This window comes from Flavobacterium ustbae, from assembly GCF_003946915.1.
GTDB classification, from domain to species: domain Bacteria; phylum Bacteroidota; class Bacteroidia; order Flavobacteriales; family Flavobacteriaceae; genus Flavobacterium; species Flavobacterium ustbae.
Map to the genome: position 1 here is coordinate 232,999 of NZ_RPOC01000002.1, position 19,519 is coordinate 252,517.

At 33.1% G+C, this 19,519-nt stretch carries 20 protein-coding genes; 16 read left to right on the forward strand and 4 right to left on the reverse strand.

Annotated elements, in window-relative coordinates; genetic code table 11:
* The first annotated feature begins 73 nt into the window (after positions 1-73).
* From EG814_RS04940 to EG814_RS04960, 5 genes are all read left to right on the forward strand, one after another.
* Positions 74-703: a PAS domain-containing protein gene (locus EG814_RS04940; protein WP_125719513.1), complete on the forward strand. Its 630-nt coding sequence runs from the start codon at positions 74-76 to the stop codon at positions 701-703.
* Between the two features lie 135 nt (positions 704-838).
* Positions 839-1,081, forward strand: coding sequence for a hypothetical protein (locus EG814_RS04945; protein ID WP_125719515.1), 243 nt, complete (start codon positions 839-841; stop codon positions 1,079-1,081).
* Complete coding sequence (locus EG814_RS04950; protein WP_125719517.1) at positions 1,071-1,349, forward strand: type II toxin-antitoxin system RelE/ParE family toxin; 279 nt, start codon at positions 1,071-1,073, stop codon at positions 1,347-1,349. Before EG814_RS04945 ends, EG814_RS04950 begins: the two co-directional genes overlap by 11 nt.
* Before the next feature lie 29 nt (positions 1,350-1,378).
* On the forward strand, positions 1,379-1,792 hold the full coding sequence (gene ruvX, locus EG814_RS04955) for a Holliday junction resolvase RuvX (protein WP_125719519.1): 414 nt from the start codon (positions 1,379-1,381) through the stop codon (positions 1,790-1,792).
* A 126-nt stretch (positions 1,793-1,918) separates the two neighbouring features.
* Complete coding sequence (locus EG814_RS04960; RefSeq protein ID WP_125719521.1) at positions 1,919-3,412, forward strand: malate:quinone oxidoreductase; 1,494 nt, start codon at positions 1,919-1,921, stop codon at positions 3,410-3,412.
* 40 nt (positions 3,413-3,452) lie between these two features.
* Here EG814_RS04960 and EG814_RS04965 read toward each other — a convergent pair whose 3' ends face one another.
* Positions 3,453-5,675 (reverse strand): FUSC family protein, encoded by a 2,223-nt coding sequence (locus EG814_RS04965; protein ID WP_125719523.1) that lies wholly within the window; start codon positions 5,673-5,675, stop codon positions 3,453-3,455.
* A 201-nt stretch (positions 5,676-5,876) separates the two neighbouring features.
* Between EG814_RS04965 and def the strand changes: the two genes are divergently transcribed.
* The 3 genes from def (at position 5,877) to mazG (ending at position 7,900) form a co-directional block, all read left to right on the forward strand.
* Positions 5,877-6,467 (forward strand): peptide deformylase, encoded by a 591-nt coding sequence (def, locus tag EG814_RS04970; protein WP_125719525.1) that lies wholly within the window; start codon positions 5,877-5,879, stop codon positions 6,465-6,467.
* Between the two features lie 62 nt (positions 6,468-6,529).
* Positions 6,530-7,030, forward strand: a complete 501-nt coding sequence (locus EG814_RS04975; protein ID WP_125719527.1) for a DUF5606 family protein — start codon at positions 6,530-6,532, stop codon at positions 7,028-7,030.
* Between the two features lie 99 nt (positions 7,031-7,129).
* Positions 7,130-7,900, forward strand: coding sequence for a nucleoside triphosphate pyrophosphohydrolase (gene mazG / locus EG814_RS04980; RefSeq protein WP_125719529.1), 771 nt, complete (start codon positions 7,130-7,132; stop codon positions 7,898-7,900).
* Here the strand turns inward: mazG and EG814_RS04985 are convergent, their stop codons facing one another.
* On the reverse strand, positions 7,901-8,584 hold the full coding sequence (locus tag EG814_RS04985; RefSeq protein ID WP_125719531.1) for a Crp/Fnr family transcriptional regulator: 684 nt from the start codon (positions 8,582-8,584) through the stop codon (positions 7,901-7,903).
* 202 nt (positions 8,585-8,786) lie between these two features.
* Between EG814_RS04985 and EG814_RS04990 the strand changes: the two genes are divergently transcribed.
* From EG814_RS04990 to EG814_RS05025, 8 genes are all read left to right on the forward strand, one after another.
* Positions 8,787-11,174: a heavy metal translocating P-type ATPase gene (locus tag EG814_RS04990; protein ID WP_125719533.1), complete on the forward strand. Its 2,388-nt coding sequence runs from the start codon at positions 8,787-8,789 to the stop codon at positions 11,172-11,174.
* Positions 11,175-11,289: 115 nt separating this feature from the next.
* A complete protein-coding gene (ccoS, locus tag EG814_RS04995) occupies positions 11,290-11,481 on the forward strand; it encodes a cbb3-type cytochrome oxidase assembly protein CcoS (RefSeq protein ID WP_125719535.1) in 192 nt (63 codons plus the stop codon).
* Positions 11,482-11,483: 2 nt separating this feature from the next.
* Positions 11,484-13,670, forward strand: a complete 2,187-nt coding sequence (ccoN, locus tag EG814_RS05000; RefSeq protein ID WP_125719537.1) for a cytochrome-c oxidase, cbb3-type subunit I — start codon at positions 11,484-11,486, stop codon at positions 13,668-13,670.
* 7 nt (positions 13,671-13,677) lie between these two features.
* Positions 13,678-13,872: a CcoQ/FixQ family Cbb3-type cytochrome c oxidase assembly chaperone gene (locus EG814_RS05005; protein ID WP_125719539.1), complete on the forward strand. Its 195-nt coding sequence runs from the start codon at positions 13,678-13,680 to the stop codon at positions 13,870-13,872.
* A 2-nt stretch (positions 13,873-13,874) separates the two neighbouring features.
* Positions 13,875-14,810, forward strand: a complete 936-nt coding sequence (locus EG814_RS05010; RefSeq protein ID WP_125719541.1) for a cbb3-type cytochrome c oxidase N-terminal domain-containing protein — start codon at positions 13,875-13,877, stop codon at positions 14,808-14,810.
* 10 nt (positions 14,811-14,820) lie between these two features.
* Entirely contained in the window at positions 14,821-16,239 is a 1,419-nt protein-coding gene (gene ccoG, locus EG814_RS05015; RefSeq protein WP_125719543.1) for a cytochrome c oxidase accessory protein CcoG, read from the forward strand.
* A gap of 12 nt (positions 16,240-16,251) precedes the next feature.
* A complete protein-coding gene (locus EG814_RS05020) occupies positions 16,252-16,701 on the forward strand; it encodes a FixH family protein (protein ID WP_125719545.1) in 450 nt (149 codons plus the stop codon).
* A gap of 5 nt (positions 16,702-16,706) precedes the next feature.
* Positions 16,707-17,408, forward strand: coding sequence for a sulfite exporter TauE/SafE family protein (locus tag EG814_RS05025; RefSeq protein ID WP_125719547.1), 702 nt, complete (start codon positions 16,707-16,709; stop codon positions 17,406-17,408).
* Between the two features lie 44 nt (positions 17,409-17,452).
* Here EG814_RS05025 and hemN read toward each other — a convergent pair whose 3' ends face one another.
* Positions 17,453-18,817, reverse strand: a complete 1,365-nt coding sequence (hemN, locus tag EG814_RS05030; RefSeq protein WP_125719549.1) for an oxygen-independent coproporphyrinogen III oxidase — start codon at positions 18,815-18,817, stop codon at positions 17,453-17,455.
* Between the two features lie 120 nt (positions 18,818-18,937).
* The gene (locus EG814_RS05035) at positions 18,938-19,414 is read right to left on the reverse strand and encodes a hypothetical protein (RefSeq protein ID WP_125719551.1); all 477 of its coding nucleotides are present in this window, start codon (positions 19,412-19,414) and stop codon (positions 18,938-18,940) included.
* Positions 19,415-19,519 lie beyond the last annotated feature (105 nt).

Genomic DNA, 19,519 nt, shown 5'->3' on the forward strand with positions numbered 1-19,519 from the left:
TCTTCGGACTAATTTCGCAGTGTTGATCAGCATTCCATTCCATTCCATAAATAAATCATATAAGCAGTAAAATATGAATCAAGAAAATCACCTTCAAAACAGAGTAATTATAGATAAAGAAGTAAGCTGGGATAAAACTCAGGTTATTATGAGTAAAACAAATGCCTACGGTATTATAGAATATGCCAACGAAGTGTTTGTAGATGTCTGTGGTTACGAAGACTATGAGTTAATGGGGCAGCCTCATAATATCATACGTCACCCGGATATGCCAAAAGTAATTTTTAAAGTGCTTTGGGAGAATATTAAAAACGGAAAAAACTTTCACGCTATTGTAAAAAATCTTGCAAAGTCTGGAAGGTATTATTGGGTAATTACAGATTTTGAAATCGCTAGAGATGAAAATGATGTTATTGTAAATTACTTCGCAAGAAGGCAAGCTGTGCCACAAGAAGTAATTGCGATGCATATTGAGCCTTTGTATAAAAAATTATTACAGATAGAGGCGGCAAGCGGAATTGAATTTAGCGAAAAGTACTTGATAGGTTTCTTAGAAGAGAAAAAGAGAACTTATGTTGAGTATATTAAGGAGTTGATTTTTGAACACGAAAAATCGCAATCTAAGTTTGCAACTTACACAGAAGAAGAGGATGCAGATGAAGAAGAACATAGAGGTTTTTTCAGTAGATTGTTCGGGAGATAAATTGAGTTATTTTTTAGGTTTGAATATTTGGATAAAGTCCGTCTTGAATCTTTCAAGGCGGATTTTTTATGGTTTGTTAAAACTTCAAGAAATCAATGTAGAAAAGTCTATCTTTGTGTTTTAACTTACAGAATTATGGAAGCGATAAGATTAGAGTTTCAGCCAGAGATTAAAGAGAAAATTCTAAAGTTACTTAGTGAATTTTCGTCTGAGGAATTGAGAATTGTTGAAGACGATTTTGAGGATTCTGATTTTGAGAGAAATAAAGAAATCTTAAGAGAAAGAGCTGTTAAAATTGACAATAAAACTGCTCAGTATAGTACGTTTGAAGAGTTGGATATGTTGTTGGAGGATACTATAAAAAAATATGAAGATTAAATTAACTGTTGAATTTAACAATGATTTAAAAGAAATAATTAACTTCATAGCAAAAGACAAACCTATTGCGGCGAGGAAATTTAAAAATGATTTATTAAAGCATTTAAAAAAAGATCTTCTAAATCCTTTTCATTTTAAAAAATCTATATATTTTGATGATAGTAATTATCGGGATTGTGTTTTTAAAGGATACACAACGATTATAAAGATTGATTTGGAACTAGATTTAGTACATGTTCTGGGTATATTGAAACATCGTCTTTATTAGATAAATTTGCTGATTAAATACAAAACAAAATGCCAAGAATCCTTTCAATAGATTACGGACAAAAACGTACAGGAATTGCAGTGACAGACGAAATGCAAATTATTGCTTCGGGCTTAACAACTATTCCGACCCATACTTTAATTGACTTTTTAAAAGATTATTTTGCTAAAGAAAAAGTCGAAGCGGTTTTGATTGGCGAACCAAAACAAATGAATGGACTTCCATCTGAAAGTGCTTCTGTGATTAAGGGCTTTGTGACTCACTTTTCAAATATTTTTCCAGACATGAAAGTTATTCGTGTTGACGAGCGTTTTACTTCAAAAATGGCATTTCAAACTATGATCGACAGCGGTTTAAGTAAAAAGCAGCGTCAGAACAAAAGTTTGATAGACGAAATTTCTGCCACAATTCTGCTTCAAGATTATCTTTCCGCAAAAAAATAACGCTGTTCGTCGTATTTTTTATTTATAATTTAATGGTTTTTAGAAAATCCTAACTTTTATCATGTAAAAATTAGTTTTTTTTTGCAATTAAAAAAGTACCTTTGCACTTTAAATAAAAATACTGTTATGCCTGACGAAACCATACGTTCAAATAGTGATGTAGTACTCATTGGCGCTGGAATAATGAGTGCCACTCTCGGAGTAATTTTGAAAGAATTACAACCAGATATAAAAATTGAAATTTACGAAAGATTAGATATTGCCGCAGCCGAAAGTTCTGATGCTTGGAACAATGCAGGAACCGGACACTCTGCTTTTTGTGAATTGAATTATACTCCAGAAAAGGCAGACGGTAGCATAGATCCTAAAAAAGCAATAAGTATTGCAGAATCATTCGAGATTTCTCGCCAGTTTTGGTCTTACTTAGTGCAGCAAAATAAAGTGCCGTCTCCGGATAATTTTATTAAAAGCGTACCTCATATGAGTTTTGTGTGGGGAGATAAAAACGTAGATTATTTAAAAAAGAGATTTGAGGCGTTGCAAAGCAACCCGATTTTCTCTGATATGACTTTCAGTACCGATTTTGAACAGCTTCAAAAATGGATGCCATTGGTAATGGAAGGAAGAAATGCTGATGAAAAGTTAGCTGCAACATATATGGAAATTGGTACCGATGTTAATTTTGGTGCTTTAACAAGAAGTATGTTCAATTACTTAGGAAAATTAGACGGCGTTTCTTTGTTCTTTAACCATGAAGTTAAAAAACTAAGACAGCGTGAGGATAAATCTTGGAGAATTAAAATTAAAGATTTATCAACCGGAAAAACTCGTAAAGCCTATACTAAATTTGTATTTATTGGCGCAGGAGGAGGTTCTCTACCTTTATTAGAAAAGGCGAATGTTCCTGAAGGTAATGGATATGGAGGTTTCCCGGTAAGCGGACAATGGCTGAAATGTACAAATCCAGAAGTAATTGCTAAACATCAGGCAAAAGTTTACGGAAAAGCAAGCGTTGGAGCTCCTCCAATGTCTGTTCCACATATTGATACACGTGTAATCGATGGAGAAAAAGCGCTTCTTTTTGGACCGTTTGCAGGATTTTCAACTCGTTTCTTAAAAAATGGTTCTTATTTAGATTTGCCATTGTCTATTAAACGTAACAATTTAATTCCGATGCTGGCTGCTGGATATCACAATATTCCATTAACAAAGTATTTGATCGAGCAGGTGCGTCAGTCTCCAAAAGACAGAATGAAAGCTTTACGCGAATATCTTCCAACTGCGCGCTCAAAAGATTGGAAATTAGAAAAGGCAGGTCAACGTGTTCAGGTTATTAAGAAAGATGAAAAAGAAGGCGGAGTTTTAGAGTTTGGTACAGAAGTAATCAATACGCATGACGGAACTTTAGCTGTTTTATTAGGTGCTTCTCCAGGAGCTTCTACAGCTGTAGCAATTATGATTGATTTAATCAGCAGATGTTTTACAAATCAAGTTAAAACACCTGAGTGGCAAGCAAAATTAAAAACAATGATTCCTTCTTACGGTCAGACTTTAAATGATAAGCCAGAACTTTTAGAAGAACTTAGAAAACAAACAGCAGAAGTTTTAAAATTAAAATAAGCTTCTCCTTAATTGAATATAAAAAACAAATCCAGATGAATTAATCTGGATTTGTTGCTTTTAGGTCGGTTGTGTTTTTTAGAATTTTTTCTGCCAGATTGCTCATCCAAATTAATTGTTCAATAACCATTTGAGCTTCTTGCATTTTAGCTTGACGTGTTTCCTTATCGAGATCATCATCTTCGGCCAAGCGCGTAAAATGTTTTCGCTTAAGTTCTTCAAACTGTAAAGTCACATCTTCTTTTTCAAAAAAAGTATCTTGTATAATAACCTCATTTCTTAAAATAGAAATAGAATGGTCCAGATTGGCAAGAATCGTCTTGATTATATAATTGAAAGAATCTGAGGCAGAAGTAGTTTGATGCGACTGAATATAAGTCGACAGCGATGCCAAAGCGGATAATAGTGAGTGATTTAAAACGACCAATTTGTTAACCAAAGGCATTGTTTTCTGTTTCGATTTTGGTTCTTGCATCATGCGCTGAAAGGATGTCATTAGATTTCCTATTTCAACAAAAGCATTTTTTCTAGCAAGACGGTAAGAAGTTGGAACTTCTCCTTTTTTATTATAAAAATCAGCAATTTCTTTGAGATAATTTCTGTTGGCACGAATCGAATTTTCTATATGTATAGGCGTATTGATAAATTCCCAGGCCGGCCATAAAAACTGATTAGCAATAAAAGCTAAAATAGCTCCAGCAAGCGAATCTAATATTCTGTATTGAATTACCTCATTAATGTTTGGTGTCAGAATTCCGTAAATAAACACCACGTACATCGTAACAAATGTTGCGCTTATTTTGTAATTAATTTGGGTAAATGAAATTCCAAGAAGCATACATATAATAGAGAAAATACTCAGTGCAACGTGATTTTGAATAATAGAAACAATTCCGAAGGCTAAAATTCCTCCCAAAACAGTTCCGAACATTCTATTGTAAGATCGCTCTTTGGTTAAGCCATAACCAGGACGCATAATTACTACAATGGTCAGCAGAATCCAATATACGTTTTGAAATGGCAGTACTTGCCCGAGAAAAAAGCCAATTAGAATAGTGATAGTCAATCGTATCGAGTGCCTGAAAATAGAAGAAGAATAACTAAGATTCTCAATTAAAGTTCGAATCGGATAATATTGCGGAGTAAGGAATTTTTCAAGCTCCTTATCTTTATCTTTCAATTTATAAGACTGCATTGCCAAAGAAAGCGCGCGTTGGATAGTTTTGATTTTTCCAACTTGGTTTTTGGCGTATTTTAGCATATTGGTCAGCATTAGAACACCTTCTGCCGCTTCTTCTTTTCCTAATCTTTTTTCATAATCAAAAATGGCAAATTCAAGAGCGTCCAATTCATTTTTCAAATCGTGTTTGTCTACATAAACACTTATATGACTCACATTTTTTGAAAGTTTTTTTAAAGTCGAAGCCAGTTTATAAGCCACATTCTGATAAGTTCTTAAAACATCAGGATGTCCAGCAAATTTTTCATGAATTTTACTGTGGTCAAAAGAAGTATACAGCGCAAGTTCTTGAATTTCAACTAAAGTGATAAAAACTAAAAGCATTTTTCGGTTCTGGCTCGTAATTCCAGATGCATTTTGATTGCCAATCAGCATTTTTCTTAAATCTTCGTGAATAAGATTTAATTCAACCTGCAAGGCCAATTGTTTTTCTATAATGGCTCTTCTGTTAGCTTCTGGACTCCACAAATCACCTCTTAATTTAAGGTATTTGGCAGTAAGTTTAATTCCTTCTGCAATTTGTAATTCTACATATTTATAAGGTTGTACAAAATGAAAAACAAGAGATACTATAAGGTATAAAATTCCTCCAATAAAAATAAAACCAGAATATTGAAAAGCTTCCCAACCTTCATGTAAATGCCCAAAAGACAGAGAAATTGATAATAATGCAGAGAAAGAGATTAAAGTTGCGCGCTGTCCGTAAACTGAAATCATAGAACATAAAAACAGCAGAAAACCTAAAAAGATGTAAAATAAAAAAGGATACGGATAAACGAGATTAACCAAAAGATTAACCCCAGAAACAATAAAAGAAGCCGCGATTAACCCTTTTATTTTATGACCGAGAGAACTCGGAATATCGCTGGGATAGGTATAAAAAGCACCAAGTGCAATAGTAAAGCCAATTTCAAAATGACCTAAAAAATTTAAAACTAAAACAGGTACAACAGAAGCAATAGTTACTTTAGAGGCATTAAGAAATGAAGTGCTGTTTGTAAATTTTGAAATTCTATCAATCATAAAGAAAGGTTTACTAACAAAGATAAGAATTGTAGGAGTGATTTTGGCATAATTATAGCTGAGATTTTTAGTAGCTTGTAAAAAATATGATATAATGGCGTATAAGAATTATTCATTGACTATTTTTTACTATTTTTGCCAGCTGAAATATCAGAACTTTAATTCTGTTTTTTGAAGCACATAAAACATAAACAAAAACAAATGATTTTACCAATTGTAGGATACGGTGATCCTGTTTTAAGAAAAGTAGGGCAGGATATTACACCAGAATATCCAAATCTAAAAGAAACGATCGCAAATATGTACGAGACGATGTACAATGCGTATGGAGTGGGACTTGCAGCACCGCAGGTTGGACTGCCAATTCGTTTGTTTGTTATAGATACAACGCCTTTTAGTGATGATGAGGATCTGCCTTCAGAGGAACAAAAAGATTTGAAAGGTTTTAAAAAGACTTTTATCAATGCTAAAATCGTTAAAGAAGAAGGAGAAGAATGGGGATTTAATGAAGGTTGTTTGAGTATTCCTGATGTGCGTGAAGACGTTTACAGAAAACCAACTGTGACAATCGAATATTGTGAAGAAGATTTTGTAATGAAAACGGAAGTATTTGACGGATTAATCGCAAGAGTGATCCAGCACGAATACGACCATATTGAAGGAATCTTATTTACAGATAAAATCTCATCTCTAAAAAAACGCTTAATCCAAAAGAAATTGAAAAATATTACCGAAGGAAAAACGTTTCAGGAATATAGAATGAAATTTTTTGCTGCTAAAAAAGCAAGATAAGTTTTCTAATACTATTTAGAAACAAAAAATAAATCAAATTCTTAATACTAATTTTAATAAAAATGAATTTAGCGAAAATTTTAGCCATTTCAGGAAAACCAGGGTTATACGAATTAAAAGTACAAACTCGTACAGGTTTTGTGGCGGAATCATTAATTGATGGAAAGAAGATTACTGTAAATCTAAAAAGCAATGTAAGTTTATTGTCTGAAATTTCGATTTATACTTATGAAGGTGAAAAACCGTTAACTGAAGTAATGCAGCAGATTGCCGTTAAAGAAAATAAAGGACAAGCTATCTCTCACAAAGAAGATAATGCTACTTTGTCTGCTTATTTCAAACAAATTCTTCCAGATTATGATGAAGAAAGAGTTTATCCTTCAGATATTAAAAAAGTATTAAACTGGTACAATACACTTCAAGCTAAAGGGCTTGTAACAGATTTAGCTCCTGCAGTTGAGGAGCCAAAAGAAGAAGCTCCAATTGCTGAAGAAAAACCTAAAAAAGCTCCAGCTGCTAAAAAAGCTCCGGCAAAAAAAGCGGCAACTAAAAAAGAAGAATAATATTTTTAGATATTCAAAATTTAAAATCCTGTTGAGATGTTTTACTCAACAGGATTTTTTACTTTTACAGAATCGAGTTTAAATCAAAAGAACTTCAAAATGAGCAGAGAAAACCAGTTAAAAGCATTTGAAAGATTATTAAATATCATGGATGAACTTCGTGAGCAATGTCCGTGGGATAAAAAACAAACTCTGCAGACCTTAAGACATTTAACAATCGAAGAAACTTATGAACTGGGCGATGCTATTTTGGACAATGATTTAAATGAAGTAAAAAAAGAACTGGGAGATTTATTGTTGCATATTGTTTTTTATGCTAAAATTGGTAGCGAAACAAACGATTTTGATATTGCTGATGTGTGCAATGAAATCTGCGAAAAACTAATTCATCGTCATCCTCATATTTATGGAGATGTAAAGGTCGAAAATGAAGAAGAAGTAAAACAAAATTGGGAAAAACTAAAACTGAAAGAAGGTAAAAAGTCGGTTTTAGAAGGAGTTCCAAGAAGTCTTCCTGCATTGGTTAAAGCAAGCCGAATTCAAGATAAAGTAAAAGGTGTCGGTTTTGACTGGGAAGAACCTCATCAAGTTTGGGATAAAGTACAGGAAGAACTGCAAGAATTACAAGACGAAGTAAAAACCGGAAATCAAGATAAAATTGAAGACGAGTTTGGAGATGTTTTGTTTTCTATGATCAATTATGCGAGATTCTTAAATGTAAATCCAGAAGATGCTTTAGAAAGAACCAATAAAAAGTTTATTAAACGCTTTCAATACTTAGAAAGTAAAGCAAATGAATTAGGAAAACCATTGATGGATATGACGCTAACAGAAATGGATGTTTTCTGGAATGAAGCTAAAAAGCTTTAATTAATTATCGGCTAATTTTTTTAGAGCGCGAATATCTTTAAGCATAATTTTTTTACCGACTAATTCAATTAATCCCAACTTATTAAAATCAGACAATAAACGAATACAGCTTTCTGTGGCAGTACCAATAATGCCGGCAAGTTCTTCTCTTGTCAATTGCACTCTTAGTGTTTTATCGGTATCTTCGCCAAATTCATCATGAAGATGCAGTAAAGTTTCAGCAAGTCTTTGCTTTACTGTTTTTTGAACTAAGGCGATTTTTTCGTTTTCAGATTCTTTCAAATCTTCGCATACAGACTGCATCAGATTTAAAGAAAACTGATTGTTATTATTAAAGAAATTTATGATTTCTGTTTTAGGAATAAAACAAACTTCCATGTCAGCAATTGCTTTTGCCGTTAAGTTTGCTGGCTCGTTGCTAATCATAGAACGCTGTCCAAGAAGTTCTCCAGATTTTACCAGCTTTACAATTTGATCTTTTCCGTTTGCACTCAGTTTAGAAAGCTTGCCAACACCATCTTTTATACAGAAAACTCCATTAGTCACTTCGCCTTCTTCAAAAATGGCTTCACCTTTTTTAATTTTATAAGAGGTTTTACTGCTGGCCAATTTAATAACTTCGTCTTTATTAAGTGCTTTTAAAGAGCTTAGCTGGCGTACTATGCATTGATCACATTTGTTCATGACAATAGTTGTTTGCTGCAAAAATAAGCATATTTAAGGTTTTTAGCCAGTATTATATCGTAAAATTATTATAAATTAAAACGAACTTTATTTTAGGCTATTTTATTTTATTAATTTAGAATTCAATTTCAATATTATATGACAATTATCATCTTAATAATTGTGCTTTAATTGGAAATTTGCGGCATATAAAAACAAGTTTATGAGGGAGCAAAGTTGTTTTCATTGTGGTTTATCTATTGAACAAAATGAAGAAATTGATTTTGATGATAAGAAGTTTTGTTGTACAGGCTGTAAAACAGTTTACGAAATTTTCAGCAGCAATAATCTAACATCCTATTATGATTTTGAAAAGTCTCCGGGTGCCACACCGCAAGACATTAAAGGAAAGTATGATTTTTTAGAAAATGAAGCCATACTTTCAAAAATATTAGAATTTCAGGAAGGAAACACATCAATTGTTTCACTGAATATTCCTCATATCCACTGTAGTTCATGTATCTGGATATTAGAAAACCTTAATCGCCTACAGCCTGGAATCAGTATTTCTCAGGTTAATTTTCCCGAAAAAAGAGTTAGAATTACCTTTAATTCAGAGGTGGTTTCTTTAAAAGAAATCGCTTATCTCTTGAGTTCGATCGGTTATGAACCTTATATTAGTTTAGAAAATTACGGAACCGAAAAAGCAAAAATAGATAGAAGTCTTACCTATAAATTAGGTGTCGCATTTTTTTGTTTCGGAAATATCATGCTGCTTTCATTTCCAGAATATTTTGAAATGAAAGAGTTTTGGCTCGATAGCTACAAACCATTTTTCAGATTACTCATTTTTCTTTTAGCATTGCCAAGCTTCTTATACTCAGCAAGCGGTTATTATATTTCGGCATATCATAGCATTAGAACTAGAATGCTAAATATAGATATTCCGATTGCTTTAGGAATTATTGTAATGTTTATTCGAAGCACTTATGATATGGTTATGGATCACGGTCCAGGATTTTTTGATAGTTTAGCAAGTTTGGTGTTTTTTATGCTTCTTGGAAAAATGTTTCAAATAAAAACCTATAGTTTTTTAAGTTTTGAAAGGGATTTTAAATCCTATTTCCCAATTGCTGTTACCAAAATAAACAAAGATGCTTCAGAAGAAAACGTTGCTATTTATGATGTTTTAAAGGGAGATCGATTATTAATTAGAAACCAAGAACTGATACCGGTTGATGGAATTTTAATTAGCGAAAGCGCAGAAATAGATTATAGTTTCGTGACAGGAGAAGCAGTACCGATTACTAAAAAATCTGGAGATAAAGTATTTGCAGGAGGAAAGCAGATTGGAAAAGTAATCGAAATGGAAGTTTTGCATTCGGTTTCGCAGAGTTATTTAACTCAATTATGGAGTAACGAAATTTTTCAGAAAAAAGTAGATCAGAAACACAAAACCATAACAGATGCAATAAGCCGATATTTTACGCCAATTTTACTATTAATTGCATTTGCAGGCTTTGGCTATTGGATTTTTATTGATGCTAATACTGCTTTTAATGTTTTTACAGCGGTACTAATTGTAGCATGCCCATGTGCATTGGCTCTTACAGCTCCATTTACGTTTGGAAACATATTGCGAATTTTAGGCAAGAAGAAATTTTATTTAAAAAATGCTATTGTAATTGAACAGCTTGCTAAAGTCAATACTATTGTTTTTGATAAAACAGGAACAATCACGACGAACAAAAAATCGAATATAATTTACGAAGGAAATTTTATTTCTGATGTAGATATTCTGGTGATTAAGAATGTATTGCGAGGATCAAATCACCCTTTGAGCCGAATGCTTTATGATTTTCTGCCAGAAGGTAAGCGTGCAGCTATAGAAAACTTTCAGGAAATTACCGGAAAAGGACTTTTGGCATCTGTAGATGGAAAGGAAATTAAAATTGGTTCAGGGCAATTTGTCGATGATATAGTTCCAGATGGTTCAGAAATCGAAAAAACAGCATTACATATTAAAATTGGAGAAGTTTACTTAGGAAAGTATACTTTTCAAAATCAGTATAGAGAGGGCTTAGAAAAGCTTTTTGCTGATTTGAGTAAAGATTATCAAATCAAAGTGCTCTCGGGCGACAATGATGGCGAAAGGTCAAATCTAGAGGCTATCTTGCCAAAAGGTACTGAATTGATTTTTAATCAAAAACCAGAACAAAAATTGGAGTACATAAAAAAACTTCAAGAAAAAGGTCAGAATGTAATGATGGTGGGGGATGGACTAAATGATGCTGGGGCATTGGCTCAAAGTAACGTTGGAATTTCTATATCAGAAAATGTCAATGTCTTTTCGCCTGCCTGCGATGCCATTTTAGATGCGGCAGAATTTTCACGGCTAAACTACTTTTTAAAGCTTTCGCATAAGGCCATTTTTATCATAAAAATGAGCTTCGGGTTATCTCTTCTCTACAACGTTATAGGGCTTGCCTTTGCAGTTACGGGAAATCTACTTCCGCTAGTTGCGGCGATTATTATGCCATTGAGTACAATTACGATTGTGAGTTTTGTAACTTTTATGTCTAACTATTTCAGTAGCAGAAATTTAGAATGATTTTTAGTTGTTCAAGAATATATTTTTTGTAAATTTAACATATCTTTTTGTATATGATAATTATCATATTTTATGCGCCCTTAACGAATTAATTTTGTTAAAATAAATTTAAGGTATGAGTGTTATTTATCTATTAATTTCAGTAAGTATTTTTGTGGCAATCTGTTTCTTTATTGCCTTTATCGCAGCTGTTAAATCTGGACAGTATGATGATGATTATACGCCTTCAGTCAGAATCCTTTTCGACGACGAAACCAAAATTAATTCCCAAAATAATAATTTACCAATCGAAGAAAAACAAGTATAATTATGGAAATGGAACAGTTTTATTACGACAACAAAATTGTAAAAAAATTCATTTACGCCACAATACTTTTTGGTGTTGTTGGTATGTTAGTGGGGCTTACCTTAGCGGTAATGTACCTTTTTCCCAACATCACTGATGGGATTTCGTGGCTTAGTTATGGCCGTTTAAGACCTTTACACACCAATGCAGTTATTTTTGCTTTTGTGGGTAATGCCTTTTTTGCGGGTATGTACTACTCGCTGCAAAGATTGCTAAAAGCCAGAATGTTTAGCGATTTTCTTAGTAATCTTCATTTCTGGGGATGGCAGTTAATCATTGTCGCTGCTGCAATTACACTTCCGTTAGGTTATACTTCTTCTAAAGAATATGCAGAGCTAGAATGGCCAATTGACATTGCAATCGCTTTGATTTGGGTGGTAATGGGAATAAATATGATTGGTACAATGCTGCGCCGTAGAGAGCGTCACTTGTATGTGGCAATCTGGTTTTATTTAGCAACATTTGTTACAGTAGCGGTACTGCATATTTTTAACAATATTGAAATTCCAGTTTCAGCTTTAAAAAGCTATTCTGTTTACGCTGGTGTACAAGATGCGCTTGTGCAATGGTGGTACGGACACAATGCAGTTGCTTTCTTTCTTACAACTCCGTTTTTGGGATTAATGTATTATTTTGTACCGAAAATTGCAAATAGACCTGTTTACTCTTATAGATTATCTATCATTCACTTTTGGTCTTTAATTTTTATTTATATCTGGGCAGGACCACACCACTTATTATATTCTGCATTGCCAAACTGGGCTCAAAATTTAGGTGTTGCATTCTCAGTAATGTTAATTGCTCCGTCTTGGGGAGGTATGATCAATGGTCTTTTAACTTTAAGAGGTGCTTGGGATAAAGTTCGTGAAGAACCAGTTTTAAAATTCTTCGTTGTAGCGATTACTGGTTACGGTATGGCAACTTTTGAAGGGCCAATGTTATCTTTAAAAAATGTAAATGCCATTGCGCATTACACGGACTGGATCGTAGCGCACGTACACGTGGGAGCTTTAGCTTGGAATGGTTTTATGTCATTTGGTATTATTTATTGGTTGATTCCAAGAATGACAAAATCAGAGTTGTTCTCTAAAAAATTAGCAAACTTCCATTTCTGGATTGGTACTTTAGGTATTATTGCATATACAATTCCATTATATGTAGCTGGTTTTCAACAAGCTTCTATGTGGAAACAGTTTAATCCAGATGGTACGTTAACTTATGGAAACTTCCTTGAAACAGTTACTGCTATTATGCCAATGTATTGGATGAGAGCTATTGGAGGTAGTTTGTATTTGATTGGTATGTTTACATTGGTTTATAATATTATTATGACTGTAAAAGCAGGTCAGACAATCGAAGATGAATTGGCTCAGGCTCCAGCTTTACAACGAATCAGCAGTAGTAGGGTAAGAGGAGAAAAATTCCACTCTTGGTTAGAAAGAAAACCAATTCAGTTAACAATACTAGCTACGATTGCTATTTTGATTGGAGGTATTATTCAGATTGTTCCAACGATAATGGTGAAATCAAATATTCCGACTATTTCTAGCGTAAAACCATATACACCACTGGAACTTGAAGGACGTGATTTATATATCAGAGAAGGTTGTGTTGGATGTCACTCTCAATCAGTTCGCCCATTTAGAAGTGAGGTAGAGCGTTATGGAGTTCAAGCAAAAGCTGGAGAATTTGTTTATGATCATCCATTCTTATGGGGATCAAAACGTACAGGTCCAGATTTATTAAGAGTAGGTGGTAAATATAATGACAATTGGCATTTTAACCACATGTGGAATCCGCAAAGTACATCTGCGGGATCTATTATGCCAGGTTACAAATGGTTATTCGATAATAAACCGATGGACATTTCATTGACTCAAAAGAAAATGCAGGCAATGATTTCATTAGGTGTGCCATATTCTGCAGAAGATGTTGCTAATGCACAGAAAAGTTTAAGAGAACAGGCTGTTAAGATTGAGAAAAGTTTAGAAAGCGATCCTGATTTTGTTAAGAGTTATGAAGACAGCCGTAAAAAAGCAGCAGCAAAAGGCGAAAAATTCATTCCAATGAATGAAAGAGAAATCGTGGCGCTGATTGCTTATATACAAAGACTTGGTACTGATATTAAAGTAAAAGAAACTTCAAAATAACAGCATTATGTTTGAACAAATAAAACACAATATGGAAACCATATCGGGTATAGAAGTTTACCCGATTATTTCCTTCTTAATTTTCTTCTTATTCTTCGTAGGATTAGGTATTTGGGTATTCTCTTATAGAAAAGAAAAAATTCAAGAAATGAGTAATATACCTTTAGATGAAGGACTTAGTGTAATTGCAAAAGATAGATAAAAATGAAAAAGTTTTTCCCAGTATATGTTAGAGTACCAGTGATTTTCTTCATCGTTTTCGGATTGATGGAGTATTTTGTTGACTCGGGCGACAGGCCAGCATTTATAAAGTACCCAATGATATCGGTTTTTTTATTTGCATTTCTTTTCATTTTGATTGCTATCGAAATTACTCTTAGTGCTGTAAATCGAGTAATGTATCAATTGCTAACGCCAGAAGAAAAAGCACAAAAAGAACTTGAAGAAAGTTTAAGTTTCAAAGAAAGCACTTGGTTTAAAAACCTAATGCATAAATTGACTAAATCGGAACCAATTGAAAAAGAAGCCGATTTGTTGATGGATCATGATTATGACGGCATCAAAGAGCTGGATAATAATTTACCGCCTTGGTGGGTGTATCTGTTCTATATCTGTATCATTTTTGGAGTAATTTATGTGGTTCGTTATGACGTTTTAGGAGCTGACGATCAAGAGATGGAGCTAAAAAAAGAATTAGCTCAAGCAAAAATTGATGTGGCTGAATACATGAAAACAGCGCCAGATTTAATGGACGAAAAAACAGTTGTTTTACTAACTGATGCGCCAAGCTTAGATGAAGGTAAAACAATTTTTACAACTAATTGTGCAGCATGCCACCGTGCCGACGGGGGAGGTCAGATTGGACCAAACCTTACAGATGATAAATGGATTTTAGGTGGAGGTATTAAAAATCTTTTCCATACCATCACAAATGGAGGTAGAGACGGAAAAGGAATGATTGCTTGGAAAGGAACTCTTAAACCAAAAGAGATACAAAAAGTAGCAAGTTATATTCTGTCTTTACAAGGAAGTAATCCAAAAGATCCTAAGGATGCAGAAGGGGAGGTTTGGGTAGACGATAGTGCTCCTAAAATCGATGCCGCTGCAACTGCAAAAGATACCACAGAAGTTAAAAAATAATTAGAATATCATGTCAAATTTACCAGACGAAGCTTTTAGAAATACCATTGGAACGATAGATGAAGGTGGTAAACGAAAATTTATATTTCCTAAAAAACCGTCTGGTAAATTTTATGATTATAGAAAAATTGTCAGCTATGTTTTGTTGGCAATTTTATTCATAAATCCGTTTATAAAAATAAATGGAAACCAATTTATGATGTTCAATATCATGGAACGTCGCTTTAATATTTTTGGATTTCCTTTTTGGCCTCAGGATTTTTATCTCTTCGTGATTTCAATGCTTATCGGCGTTGTATTTATACTTTTATTTACTGTTGTTTTTGGAAGAATTTTTTGTGGCTGGATCTGCCCGCAGACTATTTTTCTAGAAATGGTTTTTCGTCGAATCGAATATTGGATTGATGGAGACAGAGGTTCTCAGACCCGTTTGGCAAGACAGGAATGGAATGCCGAAAAAATTAGAAAAAGAGTAACCAAGTGGCTTATTTTCTTCTTAATCTCTTTTCTTATTGCAAATGTCTTTTTGGCTTATTTGGTAGGAAGCGACACATTATTCTTAATGATTGAGCAAGGACCAATACAGCAATCAAGCAATTTTATCGCATTGCTAATATTTACTGGTGTTTTCTATTTTGTTTTTGTATGGTTTCGCGAACAAGTGTGTATAATTGCTTGTCCATACGGAAGATTACAAGGAGTTCTTTTAGATAATAAATCTATAAATGTTGCTTACGATTTTGTTCGAGGTGAAAAAGAAGAAGGCCGTGCAAAATTTAATAAAAAAGAAGATAGAGCATTAACAGGTAAAGGAGATTGTATAGATTGTCTTCAGTGTGTTCATGTGTGCCCAATGGGAATTGACATTAGAAATGGAACACAACTGGAATGTACAAACTGTACAGCTTGTATTGATGAATGTGATCATATTATGGAATCTGTAGGATTGCCAAAAGGTCTTATTCGTTATGCCTCTGAGGACGAAATTGTAAAAAAAGAGCCTTTCAAGTTTACAGCAAGAATGAAAGGTTATACAGCAGTTCTCTTTATTCTATTGAGTATTTTTGTTGGAATGCTGTTTTTAAGAACAAATGTTCAGGCAGTAATTTTACGTTTGCCAGGTCAGTTATTTCAGCATAATGGGGAAAAAATCAGTAATGTTTACACTTATAAAATTGTAAATAAAACAATGAAAGATTACAACGATATTCATTTTGAATTAATTGATCAGAAGGGAGAAATAAAAAATGTCGGAAAGAAACATTTTAAAATAAATAAAGAAGGAATTTCTCAAGGTACATTGTTTATCGAAATAGAGGAAGTTTTATTAGAAAGTGATAAAACAAAAGTAAAAATAGGAGTTTATAACGGTTCTGAACTCCTGGAAACAACAACTACAAATTTCTTAGGACCACGAAGTTTTAACTAAAATTATTAGATTATGAAATTTAATTGGGGAACTGGAATTGTCATTGCATTTGGATTGTTTATGACATTTATATTATATTTTGTTTTTGAAGTGCAGTCAAATTCTAAATACGATAACGATTTGGTTGTAGAAGAATATTACAAACACGATACACATTTTCAGGAAGAAATGGCCAGAATTCAAAATGCACATGATTTGCAACATAAGCCAATAATTAAATATACAGATAACGGCGTAGCTGTAACTTTTCCTGCAGGATTTGAAAGTGATAAAGTGAAAGGGAATATTCAATTGTATAGACCATCAAATAAAAAATTTGACTTTAATACTCAAATTGCTTTAACCAATTCTGAAATAATTATTCCGCAGAAAAAATTATTAAAAGGGCGTTGGGATGTTAACATGGAGTGGCAGTATGAAGGCAAAAAATATCTTACTAAAGAAGTTATTTACGTAAACTAAATAAAATGTTATTTTCAGCTTTCTTTTTGGGTTTAATCAGTAGTCTGCATTGTGTTGGAATGTGTGGACCAATTGCTATGATGCTTCCTGTTGACAGGCAAAATGAAGCCAAAAAGGTAACGCAGATTATGACCTATCATTTCGGGCGATTAGCTGCTTATTCTATAATTGGGCTAATATTTGGTTTACTCGGAAGAGGTTTCTTTCTTGCGGGATTACAGCAAAAAATGTCCATAATTATCGGAGTAATTATGATTATTGTAGTTTTGATTCCGGAAAAGAAATTTGCTCAGTATAATTTTTCTAAACCTGTTTACAAAATCATTTCAAAGATTAAAACCAATCTTGGAGGCCAGTTTAAAAAAAAGAGCTACAAATCTTTATTTACAATTGGTCTGTTAAACGGATTTTTACCATGCGGTATGGTGTACGTAGCTTTATTTGGAGCAATTGCAATGCAAAGCGCAAGTTATGGTATTCTTTACATGTTTTTATTCGGAATAGGAACTATTCCACTAATGACTTTTGTTGTTTATGTGAATACATTATTGCGATTGCCATTTCGAAATAAAATTCAAAAGGCAATTCCGTATGTAGCAGTTATAATTGGAGTATTATTTATCCTTCGAGGACTAGGATTAGGAATTCCGTATATTTCTCCTTCAAATATGAGCTTATTTGTGCAACAGACTCCAAACTGTCACTAAGTAAAACTTAAACTAAACTAAACTAAACTTAAAACTAACTACCCTTAGACAGTCATCGAAAACAAATTTGTTTCCGGTGACTTTCTTTTTAGATGTAAATCAAAAGCCATACAAATATTACGGACAAAAGGCCTTCCTTCTTTTGTAATTTTTATTTTATTATTTTCAATAACAATTAAGTTGTCGTTTTCGATTTCTTGTAAAGCATTTAGAACTTCTGGGAGTTCAGTAAAACTTAAATGTTCTGCGGTCCAAGAAGTTTCCAATTCGCACGTTAAATTGAGAATGTGTTTTCTAATGATAAGATCTTCATCATTTAAAATATGACCTTTTACAACAGGAAGTTGATTTGATTCTAAAATTTCATAGTATTCTTCGATGCTTTTTGTGTTTTGCGCAAAGCTGTACCAGCTGTCACTTATGGAGGAAACACCAAGACCAATCATCACTTGAGTTTTTGAGGCGCTGTAGCCCATAAAGTTTCTGTGTAAATTTCCGTTGTGAGCGGCTTTATATAGACTGTCTTCTGCTAATGCAAAATGATCCATTCCAATTTCGTGATAACCGTTTTGTATAAGAAGTTTTTTCCCAGTTTCGTATAGTTTTCTTTTTTCAGCATCTTTTGGGAGATTTTCTTCGTTAAAACCACGTTGTCCGTTTCCTTTTATCCAAGGTACGTGTGCGTAGCTGTAAAAAGCTAATCGATCTGGTTTTAATGAATTTGTTTTTTCAACCGTATCAATTACATCTTCTATGGTTTGAAAAGGAAGTCCAAAGATGATGTCATGTCCAATTGAAGTATAGCCAATTTCTTTTGCCCAAAAGGTTACTTTAGCAACATTATGAAAAGGCTGGATTCTATTGATAGCTTTTTGAACCGTAGCCGAATAATCCTGAACTCCAAAACTTACGCGACGAAATCCTAAATCGTATAATTTTTTAAGCTGTTCGTAAGTTGTATTATTTGGATGCCCTTCAAAACTAAATTCATGATTTTCTGCTTTTACTGCATGATCGAAAATTCCGTTAATAAGACTTTCTAAGTTCTCTTTAGAAAAGAAAGTTGGGGTTCCTCCGCCTAAATGTATTTCCTTAATTTTTGGTTTTTCGGATAGTAAATTACAATACATAGTCCATTCTTTTAGAACAGCCTGAATGTATTTTTCCTCAACGGAGTGATTTTTGGTAATGCGCTTATTGCATCCGCAAAAAGTACACATGCTTTCACAGAAAGGAAGATGAATATATAAACTGATTCCGTTTTTTGAATTGCTTTCAGAAAATGATTTTTTCAAAGTAGTAATCCATTTTTCTGTTGTAAAGCCAGCTTCATTCCAATAAGGAACTGTCGGATAACTAGTATATCTTGGACCTGGGACATTGTATTTTTGAGTCAAAGAAATTTTCATAACGACGGATTTAGTTTTCCTCAAAATTAAAACTTCAACCTAAGACATAAAATGACAAATGTCATAAAACTTGTAAAAAAAAAGAGACTCAAATTGAGCCTCTTTTATTGAATTAAATAACTAACGTGATATAGAATCTTGGATGATTTTAAGCCATTTTTTCGCAAACTGATGATCTTGATAAACGCTGATTTGTTTAATACGATCGTCATCAAAATCATAGAATGGAATTATTATTTTTTTTGAAGTTCCTTTTTCTTGAAATTCAAAATCAATTTTAATAATTGTGTCAGAACCAGCATCTGTTGTTGGAATTAATTTGCATGATGCAATTGTATTTAAATCCACATAAGTTGATTCTTGCTGATTTGGATTGAAATTCATTAAAATGAACTTATTGTTTTTTTGATCAATCGTTAAGGTTTTATTATTGATTGATTCTGTCAAATCAAAATCTTCTGGATGAGTTGGATTGAATCTTTTTTTGATGTTTAGAATTCTTGATTTGCTTGCTGCAGACGAACGTGCAGAAAAATATACTGGGATAGCGACAATAATTAGAATCACAATACCCATAATTGTGGTAGTAGTTTCCATAATGTTTTAATGAAATAAATAAATGATAGAGATAAACGGTTCTCAGATTGAAAACGGTTTCTTAGATAAGTGAAGAATAAATCTTCAAATGAAAATCAAGTATTT

Excerpts from the sequence above, each read along its gene's own strand:
- EG814_RS04940 (WP_125719513.1), top strand. The coding sequence starts at position 74 with ATGAATCAAGAAAATCACCTTCAAAACAGAGTAATTATAGATAAAGAA.
- EG814_RS04945 (WP_125719515.1), top strand. The coding sequence starts at position 839 with ATGGAAGCGATAAGATTAGAGTTTCAGCCAGAGATTAAAGAGAAAATT.
- EG814_RS04950 (WP_125719517.1), top strand. The coding sequence starts at position 1,071 with ATGAAGATTAAATTAACTGTTGAATTTAACAATGATTTAAAAGAAATA.
- ruvX (WP_125719519.1), top strand. The coding sequence starts at position 1,379 with ATGCCAAGAATCCTTTCAATAGATTACGGACAAAAACGTACAGGAATT.
- EG814_RS04960 (WP_125719521.1), top strand. The coding sequence starts at position 1,919 with ATGCCTGACGAAACCATACGTTCAAATAGTGATGTAGTACTCATTGGC.
- EG814_RS04965 (WP_125719523.1), bottom strand. The coding sequence starts at position 5,675 with ATGATTGATAGAATTTCAAAATTTACAAACAGCACTTCATTTCTTAAT.
- def (WP_125719525.1), top strand. The coding sequence starts at position 5,877 with ATGATTTTACCAATTGTAGGATACGGTGATCCTGTTTTAAGAAAAGTA.
- EG814_RS04975 (WP_125719527.1), top strand. The coding sequence starts at position 6,530 with ATGAATTTAGCGAAAATTTTAGCCATTTCAGGAAAACCAGGGTTATAC.
- mazG (WP_125719529.1), top strand. The coding sequence starts at position 7,130 with ATGAGCAGAGAAAACCAGTTAAAAGCATTTGAAAGATTATTAAATATC.
- EG814_RS04985 (WP_125719531.1), bottom strand. The coding sequence starts at position 8,584 with ATGAACAAATGTGATCAATGCATAGTACGCCAGCTAAGCTCTTTAAAA.
- EG814_RS04990 (WP_125719533.1), top strand. The coding sequence starts at position 8,787 with ATGAGGGAGCAAAGTTGTTTTCATTGTGGTTTATCTATTGAACAAAAT.
- ccoS (WP_125719535.1), top strand. The coding sequence starts at position 11,290 with ATGAGTGTTATTTATCTATTAATTTCAGTAAGTATTTTTGTGGCAATC.
- ccoN (WP_125719537.1), top strand. The coding sequence starts at position 11,484 with ATGGAAATGGAACAGTTTTATTACGACAACAAAATTGTAAAAAAATTC.
- EG814_RS05005 (WP_125719539.1), top strand. The coding sequence starts at position 13,678 with ATGTTTGAACAAATAAAACACAATATGGAAACCATATCGGGTATAGAA.
- EG814_RS05010 (WP_125719541.1), top strand. The coding sequence starts at position 13,875 with ATGAAAAAGTTTTTCCCAGTATATGTTAGAGTACCAGTGATTTTCTTC.
- ccoG (WP_125719543.1), top strand. The coding sequence starts at position 14,821 with ATGTCAAATTTACCAGACGAAGCTTTTAGAAATACCATTGGAACGATA.
- EG814_RS05020 (WP_125719545.1), top strand. The coding sequence starts at position 16,252 with ATGAAATTTAATTGGGGAACTGGAATTGTCATTGCATTTGGATTGTTT.
- EG814_RS05025 (WP_125719547.1), top strand. The coding sequence starts at position 16,707 with ATGTTATTTTCAGCTTTCTTTTTGGGTTTAATCAGTAGTCTGCATTGT.
- hemN (WP_125719549.1), bottom strand. The coding sequence starts at position 18,817 with ATGAAAATTTCTTTGACTCAAAAATACAATGTCCCAGGTCCAAGATAT.
- EG814_RS05035 (WP_125719551.1), bottom strand. The coding sequence starts at position 19,414 with ATGGAAACTACTACCACAATTATGGGTATTGTGATTCTAATTATTGTC.